The 17,331-nt window shown below is 36.6% G+C and carries 13 protein-coding genes and 1 pseudogene; 9 read left to right on the forward strand and 5 right to left on the reverse strand.

All coding sequences use genetic code 11. The features are described from left to right. Positions 1–162 precede the first annotated feature (162 nt). The 4 genes from RB151_RS10615 (at position 163) to RB151_RS10630 (ending at position 5,083) form a co-directional block, all read left to right on the forward strand. Positions 163–783, forward strand: coding sequence for a fimbrial protein (locus RB151_RS10615; RefSeq protein WP_071548050.1), 621 nt, complete (start codon positions 163–165; stop codon positions 781–783). A 119-nt stretch (positions 784–902) separates the two neighbouring features. Next, positions 903–1,604, forward strand: coding sequence for a fimbrial biogenesis chaperone (locus RB151_RS10620; RefSeq protein WP_048607139.1), 702 nt, complete (start codon positions 903–905; stop codon positions 1,602–1,604). A 9-nt stretch (positions 1,605–1,613) separates the two neighbouring features. After that, entirely contained in the window at positions 1,614–4,097 is a 2,484-nt protein-coding gene (locus RB151_RS10625) for a fimbria/pilus outer membrane usher protein (RefSeq protein WP_042843860.1), read from the forward strand. Beyond that, entirely contained in the window at positions 4,088–5,083 is a 996-nt protein-coding gene (locus RB151_RS10630; protein ID WP_071548051.1) for a fimbrial protein, read from the forward strand. Before RB151_RS10625 ends, RB151_RS10630 begins: the two co-directional genes overlap by 10 nt. Positions 5,084–5,307: 224 nt before the next feature. On the opposite strand, the gene RB151_RS10635 is transcribed toward RB151_RS10630, so the two are convergent. After that, entirely contained in the window at positions 5,308–5,619 is a 312-nt protein-coding gene (locus RB151_RS10635; protein WP_071548052.1) for a helix-turn-helix domain-containing protein, read from the reverse strand. Between the two features lie 517 nt (positions 5,620–6,136). Further along, positions 6,137–6,736 carry a DJ-1/PfpI family protein gene (locus RB151_RS10640; RefSeq protein ID WP_042843857.1) on the reverse strand — a complete coding sequence of 200 codons (600 nt, stop codon included), beginning with the start codon at positions 6,734–6,736 and terminating at the stop codon, positions 6,137–6,139. Between the two features lie 326 nt (positions 6,737–7,062). Between RB151_RS10640 and grxB the strand changes: the two genes are divergently transcribed. Beyond that, a complete protein-coding gene (grxB, locus tag RB151_RS10645; RefSeq protein WP_237071532.1) occupies positions 7,063–7,563 on the forward strand; it encodes a glutaredoxin 2 in 501 nt (166 codons plus the stop codon). Between the two features lie 83 nt (positions 7,564–7,646). Here the strand turns inward: grxB and RB151_RS10650 are convergent, their stop codons facing one another. After that, positions 7,647–8,084, reverse strand: a complete 438-nt coding sequence (locus RB151_RS10650; RefSeq protein WP_042843855.1) for an META domain-containing protein — start codon at positions 8,082–8,084, stop codon at positions 7,647–7,649. A gap of 15 nt (positions 8,085–8,099) precedes the next feature. Continuing rightward, complete coding sequence (locus RB151_RS10655; protein ID WP_042843854.1) at positions 8,100–9,098, reverse strand: 2-hydroxyacid dehydrogenase; 999 nt, start codon at positions 9,096–9,098, stop codon at positions 8,100–8,102. A 233-nt stretch (positions 9,099–9,331) separates the two neighbouring features. On the opposite strand from RB151_RS10655, the gene RB151_RS10660 reads away from it, so the two are divergent. From RB151_RS10660 to RB151_RS10670, 3 genes and pseudogenes are all read left to right on the forward strand, one after another. Further along, positions 9,332–11,929 carry a YdbH family protein gene (locus RB151_RS10660; RefSeq protein ID WP_071548053.1) on the forward strand — a complete coding sequence of 866 codons (2,598 nt, stop codon included), beginning with the start codon at positions 9,332–9,334 and terminating at the stop codon, positions 11,927–11,929. Positions 11,930–11,940: 11 nt separating this feature from the next. Continuing rightward, positions 11,941–12,153 (forward strand): YnbE family lipoprotein, encoded by a 213-nt coding sequence (locus RB151_RS10665; RefSeq protein WP_042843852.1) that lies wholly within the window; start codon positions 11,941–11,943, stop codon positions 12,151–12,153. Continuing rightward, a pseudogene (locus tag RB151_RS10670) lies at positions 12,150–12,478 on the forward strand (YdbL family protein). Before RB151_RS10665 ends, RB151_RS10670 begins: the two are co-directional and overlap by 4 nt. A gap of 64 nt (positions 12,479–12,542) precedes the next feature. Here RB151_RS10670 and RB151_RS10675 read toward each other — a convergent pair. Beyond that, positions 12,543–13,142, reverse strand: coding sequence for an FMN-dependent NADH-azoreductase (locus tag RB151_RS10675; RefSeq protein ID WP_071548054.1), 600 nt, complete (start codon positions 13,140–13,142; stop codon positions 12,543–12,545). Between the two features lie 206 nt (positions 13,143–13,348). Between RB151_RS10675 and hrpA the strand changes: the two genes are divergently transcribed. Continuing rightward, positions 13,349–17,251 (forward strand): ATP-dependent RNA helicase HrpA, encoded by a 3,903-nt coding sequence (gene hrpA / locus RB151_RS10680; protein ID WP_071548055.1) that lies wholly within the window; start codon positions 13,349–13,351, stop codon positions 17,249–17,251. Positions 17,252–17,331 lie beyond the last annotated feature (80 nt).

The raw sequence follows: 17,331 nt of genomic DNA on the forward strand, positions 1-17,331 counted from the left end.
TATTTGCATTAATACGAATGGTTCAAAATGAAGCATAAGCTACCGGTCATACTCTATGTATGACTAGGCTCTTGCATTTATTTTTTGCCTAACAATAAAACAAAAAACTTAATCAGTTCTTTTTAATGTAAAAAATAAATACCCTCATATTAGGAAATGAAAATGAAGAAAGTACTACTGACTGCAGTTGCAACAACTATTATTGGCTTATCAACAGCTAACGCTGCAAGCACCAACGTTGGTGGTGGCCAAGTTAATTTTCACGGTAAAGTGACCGATGTTTCTTGTACTGTTTCTGTGGATGGACAAGGTAGTGATGCTAGCGTTTACTTAGCGCCAGTTTCATTAACAGAAGTTCGTGATGGTGGTGCAGATGCATTGTTAAAACCAAAATCTTTTGTTATTGACGTAACTAATTGTGTTGCAGCAGATGTTAAAGATGTAGCTAATGATTCTGCGATCGATAAAACGTTATTAAACGTTAACTGGACTGGTGGTAACTTACTGCAAGGTGCATCAGGTAACTCAGAAGGTTACTTAGCAAATACTGAAACTACAGGTGCTAAAAATATTCAATTAGCACTTTCAACTGATGATAGCTCTGACTTATCAGGTAAAATCATTCCTGGTAACCCATCTCAGAAAAAAGTTAAAGGTGACTTAACTAAAGTTGAGAATGGAGCTCGTTTCCAATACTACGTTGGTTACGCAACTTCTACACCTAAAGATGTCATAACAGGTGAAGTTAAAAGTTATGCAACTTATGAAATCACTTATCAATAAGAAAGTAATAAGTTAATTCCTTATTAGTTTTAATTACGTAAGCATTGTTTAAATATTAATTTAATCAGCATTACTTTGATAAGCGGTAGGTATACTGCCGCTTTTATTTTGAGGTTCAAATGAAAGCAATAGTATTTATCTTCTGCTTCATTTTCAGTATGCATTCATTTGCTAATAATATTATCGTTAATGGTACACGGTTTATTTATCCTGGAAATGAAAAAGAAATTACCGTGCAATTAAATAATACTGCCGATCGTCCTGCAATTGCACAAGCGTGGCTTGACACAGGTGATGCGTCAGAAACACCAGATACGATAAAAACACCATTTCAGATTACACCACCAATTTCGCGTGTAGAAGCTAAAGGTGGGCAAACGTTACGAATCAAATTAATGGATAAAGGAAGTATTCCTCAAGACCGCGAAAGCTTATGGTGGTTGAATATTTTGGATATTCCCCCTATGGCTAAAGCTAAAGAAGGGGATAGTCAGAATGTATTGCAATTAGCGATCCGTTCTAGATTTAAATTCTTTTATCGACCAACAGGGCTGAGTAGCCGTGAATTAGCGCCAGAGCAACTTGTTATAAAAGCAAATGGCAAGAGCATTATTATAGATAACCCGACACCTTACTATATTACCATTACAAAAATTTCAACAGATGGTAAATCTGGGTTAAATGAAAAAACAATTTTATTAGAACCAAAAAGTCAAACAACAGTTGAATTAAAACAAGCCGTAAGGTCAGGAAGTCATATCGTAATTAATAATATTAATGATTATGGGTCAGATATTGCGGTGAAAACCACCGTTAAATAGGAATATATAATGAAACAGCGAGAGTTAATAAATAAATATAGCAATACGCTCTCTGTGACTTGCTTTGTCACTGCATGCATGGTGCCTACATTTAATGCTTGGGGTGAAGAAGATACAACCTATGAATTTAATAGTGGTTTTATTATAGGTAGTAAGGAAGATGTTGATTTAACGCGTTTCAATTCTTCAGGGATCAGCCCCGGTAAATATTCAGTTGACGTATATACGAATAACAATTGGAAGGGGCGCTACGATCTTAATTTTGAAGAACAAAAAAACGGTCAACTAGGAGTGTGTTATACACCAGAAATGCTTTCTGACTTTGGTATTAATATTGAAAAGCTAAATCCTACGGTTAGTAAAGATAGTAATACTTGTTTACCTTTAATGGATTGGAATGATCAAAAAGACGTTGTAGATACATTTCATTCTTCTACATTGCGTTTGGATATTTCTGTTCCACAAATATATGAACAGAGAACTTCCCGTGGTTATGTTTCTCCTCAATTTTGGGAAACGGGCATTCCTGCACTAAATATCGGTTATATGGCTAACTATTATGATAACCATACCAGTGGCTCAAAGGGAACGAATAACGCTAGCGCTTATTTAGGGCTGAATGCTGGTTTAAGTTTTGATGGGTGGCTACTCAAACATATTGGAAACTTTAATTGGCAGCGTCATGGCGGGACGAATTGGAATAGCAATCAAACATATCTGCAAAAACCAATCGCCGAACTAAAATCAAAAGCGACAGCAGGGCAGTTTTATACCGATGGTGATCTCTTTGACAGTATTAGTTTGCGTGGTGCAAAACTAGCAACAGATGACAATATGTATCCTGATGGAATGGCAACATACGCGCCTGAAATCAGAGGAATAGCACAAAGTAATGCCTTAGTAACAGTAACACAAAATAACTCTATTATTTATCAAACAACGGTTTCACCTGGTCCTTTTAGCTTGACGGATGTTTATCCATCAGGTTACGGGAATGATTTGGTTGTAACAGTAAAAGAAGCTGACGGAAGTGAAAGTAGCTTTAGCGTGCCATATTCATCATTAGCACAGCTATTACGTCCTGGTTTTACACGTTATCAAGTTGCTGGTGGTAAAGCTGATGCTGATGGGTTGAGAAATCGTCCATTTATTATGCAAGGTACTATTCAACATGGTTTGAATAATACGTTTACGCTTTATGGTGGTGTCACTGCATTTGATGACTATCAAGCTTACTTAGTTGGTACTGGTGTTAACACTGGGTTTGGTGCAGTTGCTGTGGATTTAACTCAGTCTAGAACCGCATTTAAATATAGAACAGAAAATGGGCAAAGTTACCGTCTAACATTTAGTCGTTTGTTTACTCAAACGGATACTAACTTGGTATTAGCTGCTTATCGGTATTCAACGAAAGATTACTATAACGTCAGTAATGCATTATATGCGATAGATAACGATAAGCGTGGTGTAGAGAATACATTAGGACGTGAGAAAAATGGCTTTAGTTATACAGTAAATCAAAACCTTCCTGATGGTTATGGTGGGGTTTATTTTACGGGCCGTATTTCTAATTACTGGGATAAGTCAGGGACAGAAAAGCAATACCAACTGAGTTATAACAATAATTTTAATCGTCTTTCTTATGGCGTCGCATTTATGAGAGTTTATGCAGAAAATACCAATAATAAAAAAGATGACCGCATCAACTTAAACTTTAGCTACCCACTGTATTTCGGTGAGAGTCAGAGCGCAACATTAACTTCAAATACGGCATTCAATAATGAAAAATTTGGTTCCAGCCAAATCGGTGCGAGTGGTGCATTTGATAGAGATAATAATTGGACTTATGGCGTAAATACTTCCGTTGCAAATGGTGGACAGAAAAATATTGGTTTGAATACGGGGTATCGTGCACCGTTTGTTAATACGAATGCGAACTATAGCCAAGGTCAGGGGTATCGTCAGTTTGGGCTTGGTGCAAATGGTTCAATGATTGTGCACTCTGAAGGCATCACATTCACACCAAATACTTCAACAACGTTGGCTTTAATTGAAGCGAAAGGTGCGGAAGGTGCATCAATCATGGGAGCTCCGGGAACACGGATTGACGGAAATGGTTATGCTGTTGCTCCTTATGTCAGAGCTTATCGCATTAATAATGTAGAAATTGATCCAAAAGGAAGTCCTGAAGATATTGTTTTTGAAAATACAGCAACGCAAGTTGTTCCTTATGAAGGGAGTATCGTTAAGGTTAAATTTGGTACTAAAGTCGAAAAGAATATCGCATTTAATGTTGTAAGAGCTGGAAATAAGCCATTGCCATTTGGGGCGAATGTTACTGATATAGATGGTGAGTCCATAGGTATCGTTGGTCAAGGTGGTACAGTATTTATTAGTAGCGAAACTGCAAAAGTGGCAATTATAAAATGGGAAAACGGGCAGTGTTCATTTTCTTTAGAAGCTGGCAATAGTAAGGAAAGTTTATGTCAATAACGAAACAAATTTGCTTGTATATCGGAGTTGGTGTGTTTCTTACCGCGAGTTATGCTTCTGCGTATTGTAATAGGACTTCAACTCGGACATATGAATTAAATATGCAGATGGGGGGAGTCGTGGTAGACCCTAACTTAAATGTTGGCGATACCATTGCGGAGCAAACATGGGATATGCGGGAAAACTCAAGTGCTATTTATGCGTATTGTACGAGGAATACACCGATAACAGCCTCCGTAACTATGCCAAGCTTAGTTCCAGTAGGGAACAAAATTTACCAGACAAATGTGCCAGGAATTGGTATGAAATTTCACCGTGAAGGTGCAGTGAGAATGACGTACCCGGATACATTTTATGCGCCTTCATCAAGTAACTATTATCTTGCGGGTTCAAAATTTATTTTAACTCTGGTGAAAACTGCTCCGGTTACCGGTTCTGGAACTATAGCGAGTGGCCTTTATACGTCTTATGGATATACTCCAAACAACAACCCGTTTTTAATTACTAAGTTAGATGCTGAAGCTATCACAATAGTTTCACCTTCTTGCCAAGTTGAAGGGGGAACTGAAAAAAATGTGTATCTTGATCCTATTAAGCGCTCACAACTGAATGGTACAGGGGCGACGGCAGGCGAAAAAGATTTTGATATTCGATTAATATGCAGTGGTGGTGTTAGCATTTCTGGTTTTGCAAATGTTAATATGACTTTCAGCGGCGATATTCCAACAAATATGAATAATCGACAAGGTGTTTTGGTTAATCAGAATAAATCCAGTAGCGGAGCTACAGGGGTTGGTATTCAAGTTTTAGAACGTAAAGCTAATAAACCACTTATGTTTAATGAAAAATACAAAGTTGGACGTTTAGTTGACCGACAAACAAAATATCTTGATTTAAATTATAAAGCTCGTTATTACCAATATGGCCGTACAATTTCTGCTGGGGAAGTAAATTCTAAAATGGTTTTTAATATTACCTATGATTAAAGTTTTATACATAAATTTTGATGTAGTGTGATTATAATTAAACTAAATTTTTGGTGCTGTTCTGTAAGTTGATAAAATCAACTTTAAATAAATGGCTAATCTTTATGTAGAAGATTAGCCATTTTATTTTAATAATCTTAGAAAAATAAAAGTACAAATAACATGGCATAAAAATGCTTATGTTATTTGTACTTTATTTGTATGAACTTAATGTTTTGGTTGTATTAATATTGATCTTTAGAAGGGGCGATAACACTTTCAGCGGTGTATCTTAACTCTTGATTAAGTTCATTAGATAGTCCATTTTCGTTTGATTTTGAACTACTTACATAACCTTGAAAAAACCATTCAATAGGGCAATTTAGCGCTTCTGCGATATCAACTAAATGATTAATTGGTATTTTATTAATACCATTTTCATAACGTGATATTTGTTGTTGGCTTAAATTTAGTTTATTAGCTAAATTGGTTCCAGATAGACCTAGTTCTTTTCTCCGGTTTTTTATCTTGATACCTATTAGAGTATGAATGTCCATATGACATCCTCAATTTATATGAAGGGTTATATTTAATATTTTTAATAAGATTTACATTATATAGTATATTAAAAACTAAAGTACTTTAAAAGTTCTAATGATGATAATTATGATAAAAATCTCCATTTACAACTAATGATTAATAAAAAATAACATTATTTTTAGTAGGGGGATTGTATCACTTAATAAGTAAAAATAATTAATTTTATTTTATTACTTGAAAGTAAGGTTGTTAGCACAAGTGAAAGATAGGAAATTTAGCTTAATACTTTCAATCTGGGCATGTTTTATATTGGAAGTACTATAGGTAACTCTATAAATACAATCAATTACGATATCTTTAATAGCAAACTATAAAATTCAAATGAAAAAGTTAAGAATGTGGTGTTATATTGTTAATTTTATGCTTAATATATTAACTCTAAATATAAGTTAACTATAAAACACACGCTTTAATAGGTTAATAATATTAATAAAATGTGAGTGTTTATTAATTTAAATAAATGCTTAAATAATCTTATATGATGACTTTTTCAAATGGGTCATGTTTTGGGTTTTGGTTCCATATATACTCCATTTTAATAGCGATATCAGTTGCTATATTTAACCCATAGAAATCATTAACAATTTGCAACGACATATCAATACCGGCACTAATACCTGAAGAGGTATAAAATTTTCCGTCATGCACCCATCTTGCACTAGGTTGCCATAAAAATTTTTTATTTAGCGATGTAACCCAGTCATAGGCTAGTTTATTGGTGGTTGCGCGAAGCCCATTTAAAAGAGGGGTTTTTGCAATGAGTGCAGATCCTGTACAAACTGAAATCACAGTATCAGCAAACTCAAATTGTTTCATTAACCATTGGATGTACCTATCGTCTTGCGATAAAGGCCGAGTGCCTTGTCCCCCTGGGATTAAAATATGTTTATAGCGAGGCTTATCTACTCGTATAGTTTCAAGTGTGACACCTTGTGAGCTAGTCATAGGTAAGCCAGATGGGGAAATAAAGTTAATTTTGCAATTATCTAAGCGGCCAAATACCTCTACAGGCCCCATGACATCAAGGGTTTCAAATTCATTAAAAAGAATGATAGCAATAGAGTCTAACGTCATAAGTCTCTCTGGCATTTCTGTAATGTGGCTATTTTGCCATGATTATTACTTCATTATTGGGATTTTGTGCACTTTATTAACACTAAAAGTAAGGGAAATTTTACAAATCATTCACACATAAACAAAATCACTAAAGTATACTGTAAATATGTATTGGTTTTTTTTACTCCCTGAACAATGAGGTTAAAAATGAAACTATATGTTTATGACCATTGCCCATTTTGTGTCAGAGCCAGAATGATTTTTGGTTTGAAAAAGTTAGCGGTAGAACAGGTTTTTTTACTGGATGATGATAAAGAAACACCGATCAGTATGATAGGTAAAAAATGTTACCTATCTTGCAAAAAGAGGATGGCAGCTATTTACCGGAAAGCTTAGATATTGTCCATTATATTGATAGCCTTAATGAGCCTAAATATGCTAATGGAACGATTTTCCCTGAAATAGAAACTTGGTCTAAGGCCGTATCTTCAGTCGTTTATAAACTTGTGACACCTCGCTTCACTGAAACTGATTTTCCTGAAATCAGTACAACTAAAGCTAGGGAGGCTTATATTGAACGCTCTACCAAATCGCATGGTGATTTAGGAGAACTGAAGAAAGAAACTCACACTTTATTGGTAGAGTTAGAACCTCAAATGTCATTATTAGATGCGTGGTTAGAAACACGTGGGGAAGTTATTGATATTAATGATTTTATTATTTTCCCAATTCTACGTAGTTTGAGTATTGTCGACGAATTGTCATTCAGTACAAATATTAGTCATTATATGGCCCGTATTGCAGAAGCGGCGAAGATTAATTTACTGTTTGACCAAGCCAAATAATTTTTGTGTTAAATGAAAAATGCCTCCCAACAGGAGGCATTTTAGTCAATAGAATGCAAACCGTGAGTAGATAATCTTGCCTGTTAATTCATATAATCACGTAAGGTATACACGAGTTTGTAATGCCCTTGAATCAAGACAAGTTGATTATTTTTCAACGTAACAGTTGCACCATCAGTTAACATTCGTTTTATTAATGGGTCCCATTTTGATAAATCTTCATCGACACATTCAAGTTCTGTTTTATTTAGATCTTTAACGGTAATTTTAGCATTGTTAATATTACCGAACCCGTTGAAATCATTGCACATTGATGCTGAAATAAACATTTTTTCACCAAAAGAAATAGATGGCGTTGTTTGTTTATTTTGAATCGTTTTGCCGTCAACTTCGGTCAGAATAAAACGATGGTGCATTAATTTGTTTCTAAGTTCTTGGTCGTCATTTCTGGCATTCACTTGATGTGTTTGGCAAGCGGCTAATAGTACACTTAAAATTGTAAGTGGAATTAGGTGTTTCATTGTTCCATTATCCAACTAAGCATTAACAATATTAGGGCAAGTTTCACCACTATTAATTTGGCGAATATTATTAAGCGTTGTTTGGCTAATGCTTATCAACGCTTCTTCAGTTAAAAATGCCTGATGCCCCGTGAATAACACATTATGGCAAGATGAAAGACGACGGAAAACATCATCTTGTATAACATCGTTAGACTTATCTTCAAAAAATAAATCACGTTCGTTTTCATATACATCCATACCTAACGAACCAATTTTTTGTGATTTTAACGCATTGATTGCTGCAACAGAGTCTATGAGTGCACCGCGGCTGGTGTTAATAATCATGACCCCTTTTTTCATTTTATTAAACGCACTTTCATCAAGTAGGTGATGATTCTCTGCGGTTAATGGGCAATGTAGAGAAATAACGTCTGATTGCTTATATAAGGTATCTAAATCCACATATTCAGCCCCAAGATCTAAAACTGCTTGGTTTGGATATGGGTCATGGGCTAGGAGTCGCATCCCAAAACCTTTTAAAATACGTAGAGTGGCTTGGCCAATTTTACCTGTTCCGATAATACCAGCAGTGCGGTTGTGCATGTTAAAACCGGTTAAACCTTCAAGAGAGAAGTTAGCATCTCTAGTCCGTTGGTATGCTCGGTGGATCCTGCGATTTAGGCATAGCATCATGCCAACAGTATGTTCAGCAACGGCTTCTGGGGAATAAGCAGGCACACGTACCACCTGAATCCCTAATTCTTTAGCCGCTTGTAAATCGACATTATTAAAACCCGCGCAGCGTAAAGCTAAAATTCGAATGTTTAATGCAGCTAATTCTTCTAAAACAGCACGGTTGGCTTCATCATTAACAAAAATACAAATGGCATCAGCACCTACCGCATTTTTTGCAGTCTGAACCGTTAATGGAAAATCAAAATACTCAATATTAAAATTAAACCCAGAACTTTGATTAACTTGTTCCATGTGCTTACGGTCATACAGTTTGGTACTATAAGAAACAATTTTCATCAGAGAGACTCCAGTTTTTAGGAACCAATAAAATAACAGTAGGTAAAAATGTGTACCTACAAAATATAAACTCAGAATAAGGCAATTAAGTTTGTAAATCACCTATAAATTAAGAAAATAGGTATCTGTTTACAATCAGATATAGTTTATGCTTGCTAGACAATGAGTTAATGTGACAGTCGAATGAACTTCATTACTTGCAGTGTAGAGCAAATCAGACAAGGACGAAGCTAATGCAGCTATTAAAAAGAGCATTTATGATATTACTTTGTTTTTCAGGGGTAAGTATTGCTCTCTTAGCATTATTATGGATTACCATTTCTCGTTGGGCTCCAGTGGTTGCTTCTCACTATCTTCCTGAACCGTTGAAGCTTTCATTTTCAACGCCGCGTATTATAGAAGGGCAATTACAACTTAGCGAGATCAATCTAAACGTCGATAAATGCAAGTTAGTTGAGATAAAAAATACTCGGGTTTCAATATTCCCATTGCATTTTATTGTTGATAACCTCACTGTGGCTCCTGAATGTTTTAGTGCTATTAAATCAAGTAGTCATGGCACAGATGATGCTATAAATGTTGAGCAGCTGATAGGCAGTATTCCCGAGTTTTCGCTTGTCATAAAAAATGTAGACGTTCATCCTTGGGAGGACTACCAAGGTAGCTTATTGCTCAGAAGTAGCCATACTGATCCTTTAAAATTGGATTTTAGAGGAGATAATTTACAGCTAACCTCTTTAATTACCGCGGATAATCAATTGGTTATTCAAGAATTTTCTACATACCTCCCAGAACAAAAACAAACGTTAGAGCTTTCAGGTGAAATCCAATTACCTTTGATGGCAAATCGATTACCTGAGAAAGGTGAGTTAAACGCTAATTTTAAATTATTAAACCCTGAAAAATTCCTGACTGCTAAATTTAGTTGGGGAAATAATAAAGGTAAAATAAGTGTCGTTGATATAGACAAACAGCAAGAAATACTCCACCTTCCTTGGGTTTTAACCCCTGAAGTTATTCAAATATCCGACGGTAAATGGCAGTGGGATGAGGCTGATATTCCTTTAAAAGGGGGAATAAACTTACAGGTTAATAACTGGAATAATATATTGAGTGAAATGGTTTTTTCAGGGCGAATCAATCTATTGACTCAAGGGAAAAAAGGAAAAGCAAACTTAGTATTAACTCTGCCCCCAACACATATTGATTTAATAAATACTGCGGTCAATTTTCAGCTTAATGGCAGAGTGAAATATGAAGATATGATTTTAGATATCAACTTGCCAGCTCAAGTATCAGGCGAACTAACCGCGGCAAAAATCTCATTTTTATCGGGGTCATTACTTAGAGCATATGGAAGAGCATCACCAACAGTATTAATTAAAGAAATCCGTTTACCTCTTGCAGGCACTTCCCTTAGTGAAGAGGGTATTTCCGGGCCTCTACAAGCGATATTAAAGGTTAAAGAGCAATATTGGGGGGATTTTGATATCCATTTAGATGGTAAAGCCAATAAATTTACCCTCGATAACGGCACATGGTTTTGGAATTATTGGGGGAATGCTGTATTGCCTTCAATCTCTGCTAATTGGGATATTAAAGGGAATGGTAGTTGGCAAGATACACTGATTACACTAAATAATTTAACGACAGGTTTTAACCAAATACACTATGGTTTACTGTCGATGAGTGCACCGCGTTTGCAATTAACAAAACCTTTATCTTGGCAACGAGATCTCAACAAAGCTAACTTTAAGGGGTCATTGCAACTTACGAGTGAACGAATGCAATTTGGTAAAGAAAGTTATTTACCAAAAATCACGGTAAATGCAGATATTAATGGTAAATCACCTGCTGATTTTCAGTTAAAAGGCGACCTGAGTACTAAGGATGTTGGGCCAATTGTGATTTTTAGTCGTTGGGATGGGGAAAGGCTAAGAGGTGAAGCCCGTTGGCCTGAGCAATCAGTGACTGCATTTCAAACATTAATACCCGCAGATCTTGGTATTGAATTAAAACAGGGTAAATTATTTTCTCAAGCTGCATTTTCTATTACACCTGAAGATGGCTTTATTGCTGGTGGGCACTGGAGAGTTGAAAATACTAGCCTTTGGCTGAAAGATGGAGACCTATCGGGGTTAAATTTTGTATTACCATGGCGGTTAAAGCAAAGCACATGGACTTTGGGTGGAAAAACACCTGTTGAATTACGGATTAAACAACTAAATAATTTATTTGAACTTACGGATATTAAAGCTGATTTATCTGGAAGTTATCCTCCAACAGATAGTGCGCCATTGAAGCTAACTAATGTCGGTTTTAAGACATTAGGAGGGAATATTTCAATGGATTTATTACGCTGGCCACAGACACAAGCTTCAACGATTAAATTGCGACAAATTGAACTTAGCCAGTTATTTACCATACTGAAAGTGTCACAGTTTGCAGTCTCAGGTAAAGTTAATGGAGAGCTGCCATTTTATTTAAATAATCCGGAATGGATAGTTAAAAATGGTTGGATGGAAAACAGTGGACCGCTGACTTTACGGTTAGATACCCAATTTGTCGATTCTATTCGTGAAGATAATATATCTGCAGGTTCTGCAATGAGTTGGTTGCAGTATTTAGAAATACAGCGTAGCAGAACAGATGTAAATATAACTAATTTAGGGATGTTAACGATGAAAACGATCCTTGAAGGTTATAACACGCAAGAAAAGAAAAGGCGTGAAGTTCATTTAAATTATCATCATGAAGAAAATATCTTTCAACTATGGCGTAGTTTGCGATTTGGTAGCTCTTTAGAAGAGTGGTTAGAAAAAAATTTATAATAGGCGTAGGGATGAATGTGAATATATTGAAACTGAGTACAGTAGTAGTAATAACCTTTTTATTATCAGCTTGTTTGCGAGTTGAGGTTGCCACCCCGGATAAGCCAATTAACATTAATATGAATGTGAAAATTGAGCATGAAATCCAAATAAAAGCGGATAGGCAGGTTGAGGAGTTACTTAAGGAAAACAGTGATCTATTTGGCGAGGTAAGTGAAAAATGAGTAAGATAATTAAAGTGTTAGCCTTATGCTCATTGTTTAGTGTTTTTCAATCTATGGCATTAACAATTGATGAAGCGAAAGATCGAGGGGTGTTAGGGGAAACATTATCAGGATACTTAGCCCCTGTTAATACAAATAATCCAGATGCTGTAAAGTTGGCAAACCAAATTAATCAAGAACGCGAAAAAAAGTATAGTGAGATTGCTAAAAAAACAATCTAAAAACTAGCGAAGTAGCGAGAATTGCTGGGCAGAAATTAGTTGAGCGAGCAAGTGAAGGGGAGTATGTACGTGGAATTAATGGGCAATGGCTACAAAAGAATTAAAAAAGCGCACTAAGAAAGCGCGCAAAATTATAACAATGGTAGCTTTAGGTATATGAGGTGCTTATTAATTTATGATGTTATTTATATGTTCTTGAGCTTGTTGATGAGCTTGTAAAACTGAATCGGACCCTAACGCAGTCCCTTCAGCAAAAATAAACTCAATATCGCTGATACCAATAAAATTCAAAAATAATGTTAAATAAGGCACCATAGTATCAGCAGGTGTATCTTTATAGATGCCGCCTCGGCTTGTTAATACATAAGCGCGTTTATCTTTTAATAAACCAACGGAACCTTGTTCTGTATATTTAAAGGTATGCCCTGAACGTGCAATAAAGTCAAAGTAGTGTTTTAAATGAGACGAAATCGTAAAATTGTACATAGGTGCTGCAATAACAATCGTATCATGAGCTTTGATTTCTTCAATTAATGCATTTGATAGGTCTAAATGTGCTTGTTGTTGTTCTGTTTTCGTGTCACTAGGGCCAAAAGCTGCTAAAATTTCACTGTCAATTGCTGGGACCGGCTGATTGACTAAATCACGTACAGTAACTGCGTCTGCTGGGTATTTTTCCTGCCATTGCTGAATAAAGTAATCTGCCATTTTATTGCTTTGTGAGTAGTCAGCAAGAATACTTGATTTCAATAGTAATATTTTACTCATATGTTCCTCAAATTTATTGTATTACTTTACTCTAATCATACGTGATACATAACTGATTGATAGACAGAAAATTAGATAGCTTACTTCAAAAAAAATGATGGTATTTTTATGTAATAACAACAATCAAAACCTAATCTAAATGCTACTTCTAAACGGCGAAGTTTAATGACTATCGTAATTGTAATTAAAAATATAAGGATTAAAAAGTGAAATCCATACTGACAGCATTAAACGCTGATATTGGACAAACTTCATTACGTGACCAATGGTTACTGAAAAAAAGAGTGCATGGAGTCGCGAAAATTCAAGATGAAAAATCGCGTTCAGCTGTACTTGATATCATTAAGTCGGATATTGAAACGGCTAAGCAGAAGGTGTTAGCCAAAAGGTTAAATCCACCTAAAATTGTTTACCCTGATAATTTACCGGTCAGCCAGAAAAAAGATGTTATTTTTGATGCGATTAAAAAACATCAAGTGGTTATTATTGCAGGTGAAACTGGCTCAGGTAAAACAACCCAAATTCCAAAAATCTGTCTTGAACTTGGACGAGGTGTACTCGGCTATATTGGCCATACCCAACCGCGTCGCCTTGCTGCTAGGTCAGTTGCTTCTCGTTTAGCACAAGAATTAGAGTGTGAATTGGGCACTAATGTGGGTTATAAAGTCCGTTTTAGTGACCAAGTGAGTGAAACCACCCAAATTAAATTGATGACGGACGGTATCCTCCTTGCAGAGCTGCAGAATGACAAATTACTCCTACAATACGATACGATTATTATCGATGAAGCACATGAGAGAAGCTTAAATATTGACTTCATTTTAGGGTATTTGCGTCAATTATTACCCAAACGCCCTGATTTAAAAGTTATTATTACTTCAGCAACTATTGATCCTGAAAGGTTCTCGAAGCACTTCAATCATGCGCCAATTGTTGAGGTATCTGGGCGTACTTACCCTGTAGAAGTGCGTTATCGCCCAATTGTTGGCGGAGATAATGACAGTGACCGTGACCAAATTGATGGGATTATTGATGCTGTTAACGAATTATCACTAGAAGGTAATGGTGATATTCTGATATTCATGAGTGGTGAACGTGAAATACGTGATACTGCTGATGCTTTATCAAAGTTGTCATTACGTCACACTGAAATTCTTCCTTTGTTTGCAAGGCTCTCTAATACAGAACAAAATCGTATTTTCCATCCTCATGGAGGAAGGCGAATTATTTTAGCAACCAACGTAGCAGAAACATCATTAACAGTACCTGGTATCAAATATGTAATTGATACAGGTTATGCACGGATCAGTCGTTATAGTTATCGAACAAAAGTGCAACGTTTGCCTGTCGAGGCCATTTCACAAGCTTCTGCGAATCAACGAAAAGGGCGTTGTGGGCGTGTTTCTGATGGTATCTGTATTCGCCTATATTCGGAAGAGGATTTTCTTTCACGAGCGGAGTTTACTGACCCGGAAATATTACGGACCAATTTAGCCTCAGTTATTTTGCAAATGACTTCTATAGGCCTTGGTGATATTTCTGCATTCCCATTTGTAGAGGCTCCTGATAAACGTAATATACAAGATGGCGTAAAACTGTTGGAGGAGCTCGGGGCAATTAAACCTCATAGGCAGGCAGATAAGGGCTACCAATTAACAGATACAGGTCGTCAATTAGCCCAACTGCCTGTTGACCCGAGGTTAGCTCGTATGGTTATTGAGGCGAGAAAACATGGTGCCATTAGGGAAACGATGGTCATAGTTTCTGCGCTTTCAATCCAAGATCCAAGAGAAAGGCCTTTGGATAAGCAACAAGCTTCTGATGAAAAACATCGTCGCTTCCATGACAAACAATCAGACTTTTTGGCTTTTTTAAACCTTTGGAATTACCTGAAAGAGCAACAAACACAGCTGTCTAACGCTCAATTTAGGAAAATGTGCAAACAAGAGTTTTTAAATTATTTACGTATTCGTGAATGGCAAGACTTATATACGCAACTAAGGCAAGTTGTAAAAGAACAAGGTTTTGCGATTAATAGCTCAGCAGCTGATTTTCGTAGTATCCATATTTCTTTATTGGCTGGGTTACTTTCACATATCGGGCAAAAGGATGTTGATAAACCAGAATATACTGGAGCAAGGAATGCGCGGTTCACCATTTTTCCTGGCTCAGGTTTATTCAAAAAGCCCCCTAAATGGGCAATGGTTGCAGAGTTAGTTGAAACATCAAAACTATGGGGGAGAATTGCGGCTTCTATTGATGTTGAGTGGATTGAACCATTAGCAGAGCATTTGACGAAGTATAGCTATAGTGAACCCCATTGGTCAAAATCTGAAGGTGCGGTAATGGCATCAGAGAAAGTGACCTTATATGGTTTACCGATTGTTTCAGCGCGGAAAGTGAATTATGGCAACATTGACCCTTTATTATGTCGTGAGTTATTTATTCGGCACGCCTTAGTAGAAGGGGACTGGGTAACGCGTCACGCATTTTTTAAAGAAAACCTTAAACTGTTATCTGAAGTTGAGGATTTAGAACATAAATCACGTCGACGTGACATATTAGTTGACGATGAAACCTTATTTGCTTTTTATGACCAGCGGATCCCGAATGACGTGATTTCTTCACGCCACTTCGATAACTGGTGGAAAACTGCGTCAAAACAGCAGGCAGACTTGCTAAGTTTTGAAAAAAGCATGTTAATCAAAGAAGATGCCAGTAAAGTTTCGGCGCTTGATTACCCTAATTATTGGTATCAAGGGGAGCTTAAATTTCGCTTAAGCTATCAATTTGAACCAGGCACTGATGCAGACGGCGTGACAGTACATATTCCTCTCGCTATTTTAAATCAGGTGCAGAATATGGGTTTTGACTGGCAAGTGCCAGGTTTACGGCATGAATTGATTGTTGCATTAATTAAGTCATTACCCAAACCAATTAGAAGAAACTTCGTTCCTGCGCCAAACTATGCTTCAGCCTTTCTTGAGCGTGTGCCAGAACCTGAAGGTAGTGTGTTAGACAAGCTAGAAAAAGAATTGCGTCGGATGACTGGAGTGACTGTTGAACGTGAAGCGTGGCAGCTTGACCAACTTCCTGTACATTTAAAAATGACTTACCGTGTTATTGGCGACAAAAATAAAACTATTGCGGAAGGCCAAGATCTCGATATTTTGAAAAATAGCCTGAAGGAAAAAGTGCAAGAAACACTCTCTGAGGTCGTTGACGATGGGATTGAACAATCTGGTTTACATATTTGGAGTTTTGGAGAATTACCTCAACGTTTTGAGCAAAAGCGAGGAGGGTATTCAGTTAAAGCCTATCCGGCCTTAGTTGATGAAAAAAACAGTGTAGGAATTCGTGTATTTGAAACAGAATTTGAGCAACAGCAAGCGATGTGGTGTGGTATTCGCCGGTTATTATTGCTAAATATTCCATCACCCATTAAATATTTGCATGAAAAACTACCGAATAAATCGAAATTAGGGTTGTATTTTAATCCCTATGGTAAAGTTTTAGACCTAATCGATGACTGTATCTCTTGTGGGGTAGACCAATTAATTGCTAATTTTGGTGGAGCTGTGTGGGATGAAGCGCAATTTGAGAAGCTTAAAGAGTTTGCTCGTGCTGAATTAAACGATGTCGTTGTCACTATTGCAAAGCAAGTTGAGCAAATTCTTAGTGCAGTATTTGCAATTAGTAAACGTTTGAAAGGGCGAGTAGACTTTTCGATGGCTCTAGCACTTTCTGATATAAAAGCACAAATGGGGGGGCTGGTATTTAAAGGCTTTGTCACTGCTCATGGTTGGAAACGTTTGCCCGACGTGTTGCGGTATTTAAATGGTATTGAGCGTCGCCTTGAAAAGTTGGCTATTGACCCAAATCGTGACCGGGCTCAAATGAGTAAAGTCGAACACATTCAAAATATGTGGCAGCAATGGTTAGCAAAACTGACACCAATTCAAAAAGATATGCCTGAAGTACAAGAGGTTCGCTGGATGATAGAGGAATTGCGTATCAGTCTGTTTGCTCAGCAATTAGGGACGCCTTATCCAATTTCAGATAAAAGAATTATTCAGACGATGGATAGCTTATCGCAAAAATTGTCGTAATAATCGCCTTTTGATTTACCAAAGCTTCGTACTTAACGGCACGAAGCTTTTTTATTTAGCTTCGTATTTAATAAAACTAT

It is taken from the genome of Providencia rettgeri, from assembly GCF_001874625.1.
Taxonomy (GTDB): Bacteria; Pseudomonadota; Gammaproteobacteria; order Enterobacterales; family Enterobacteriaceae; genus Providencia; species Providencia huashanensis.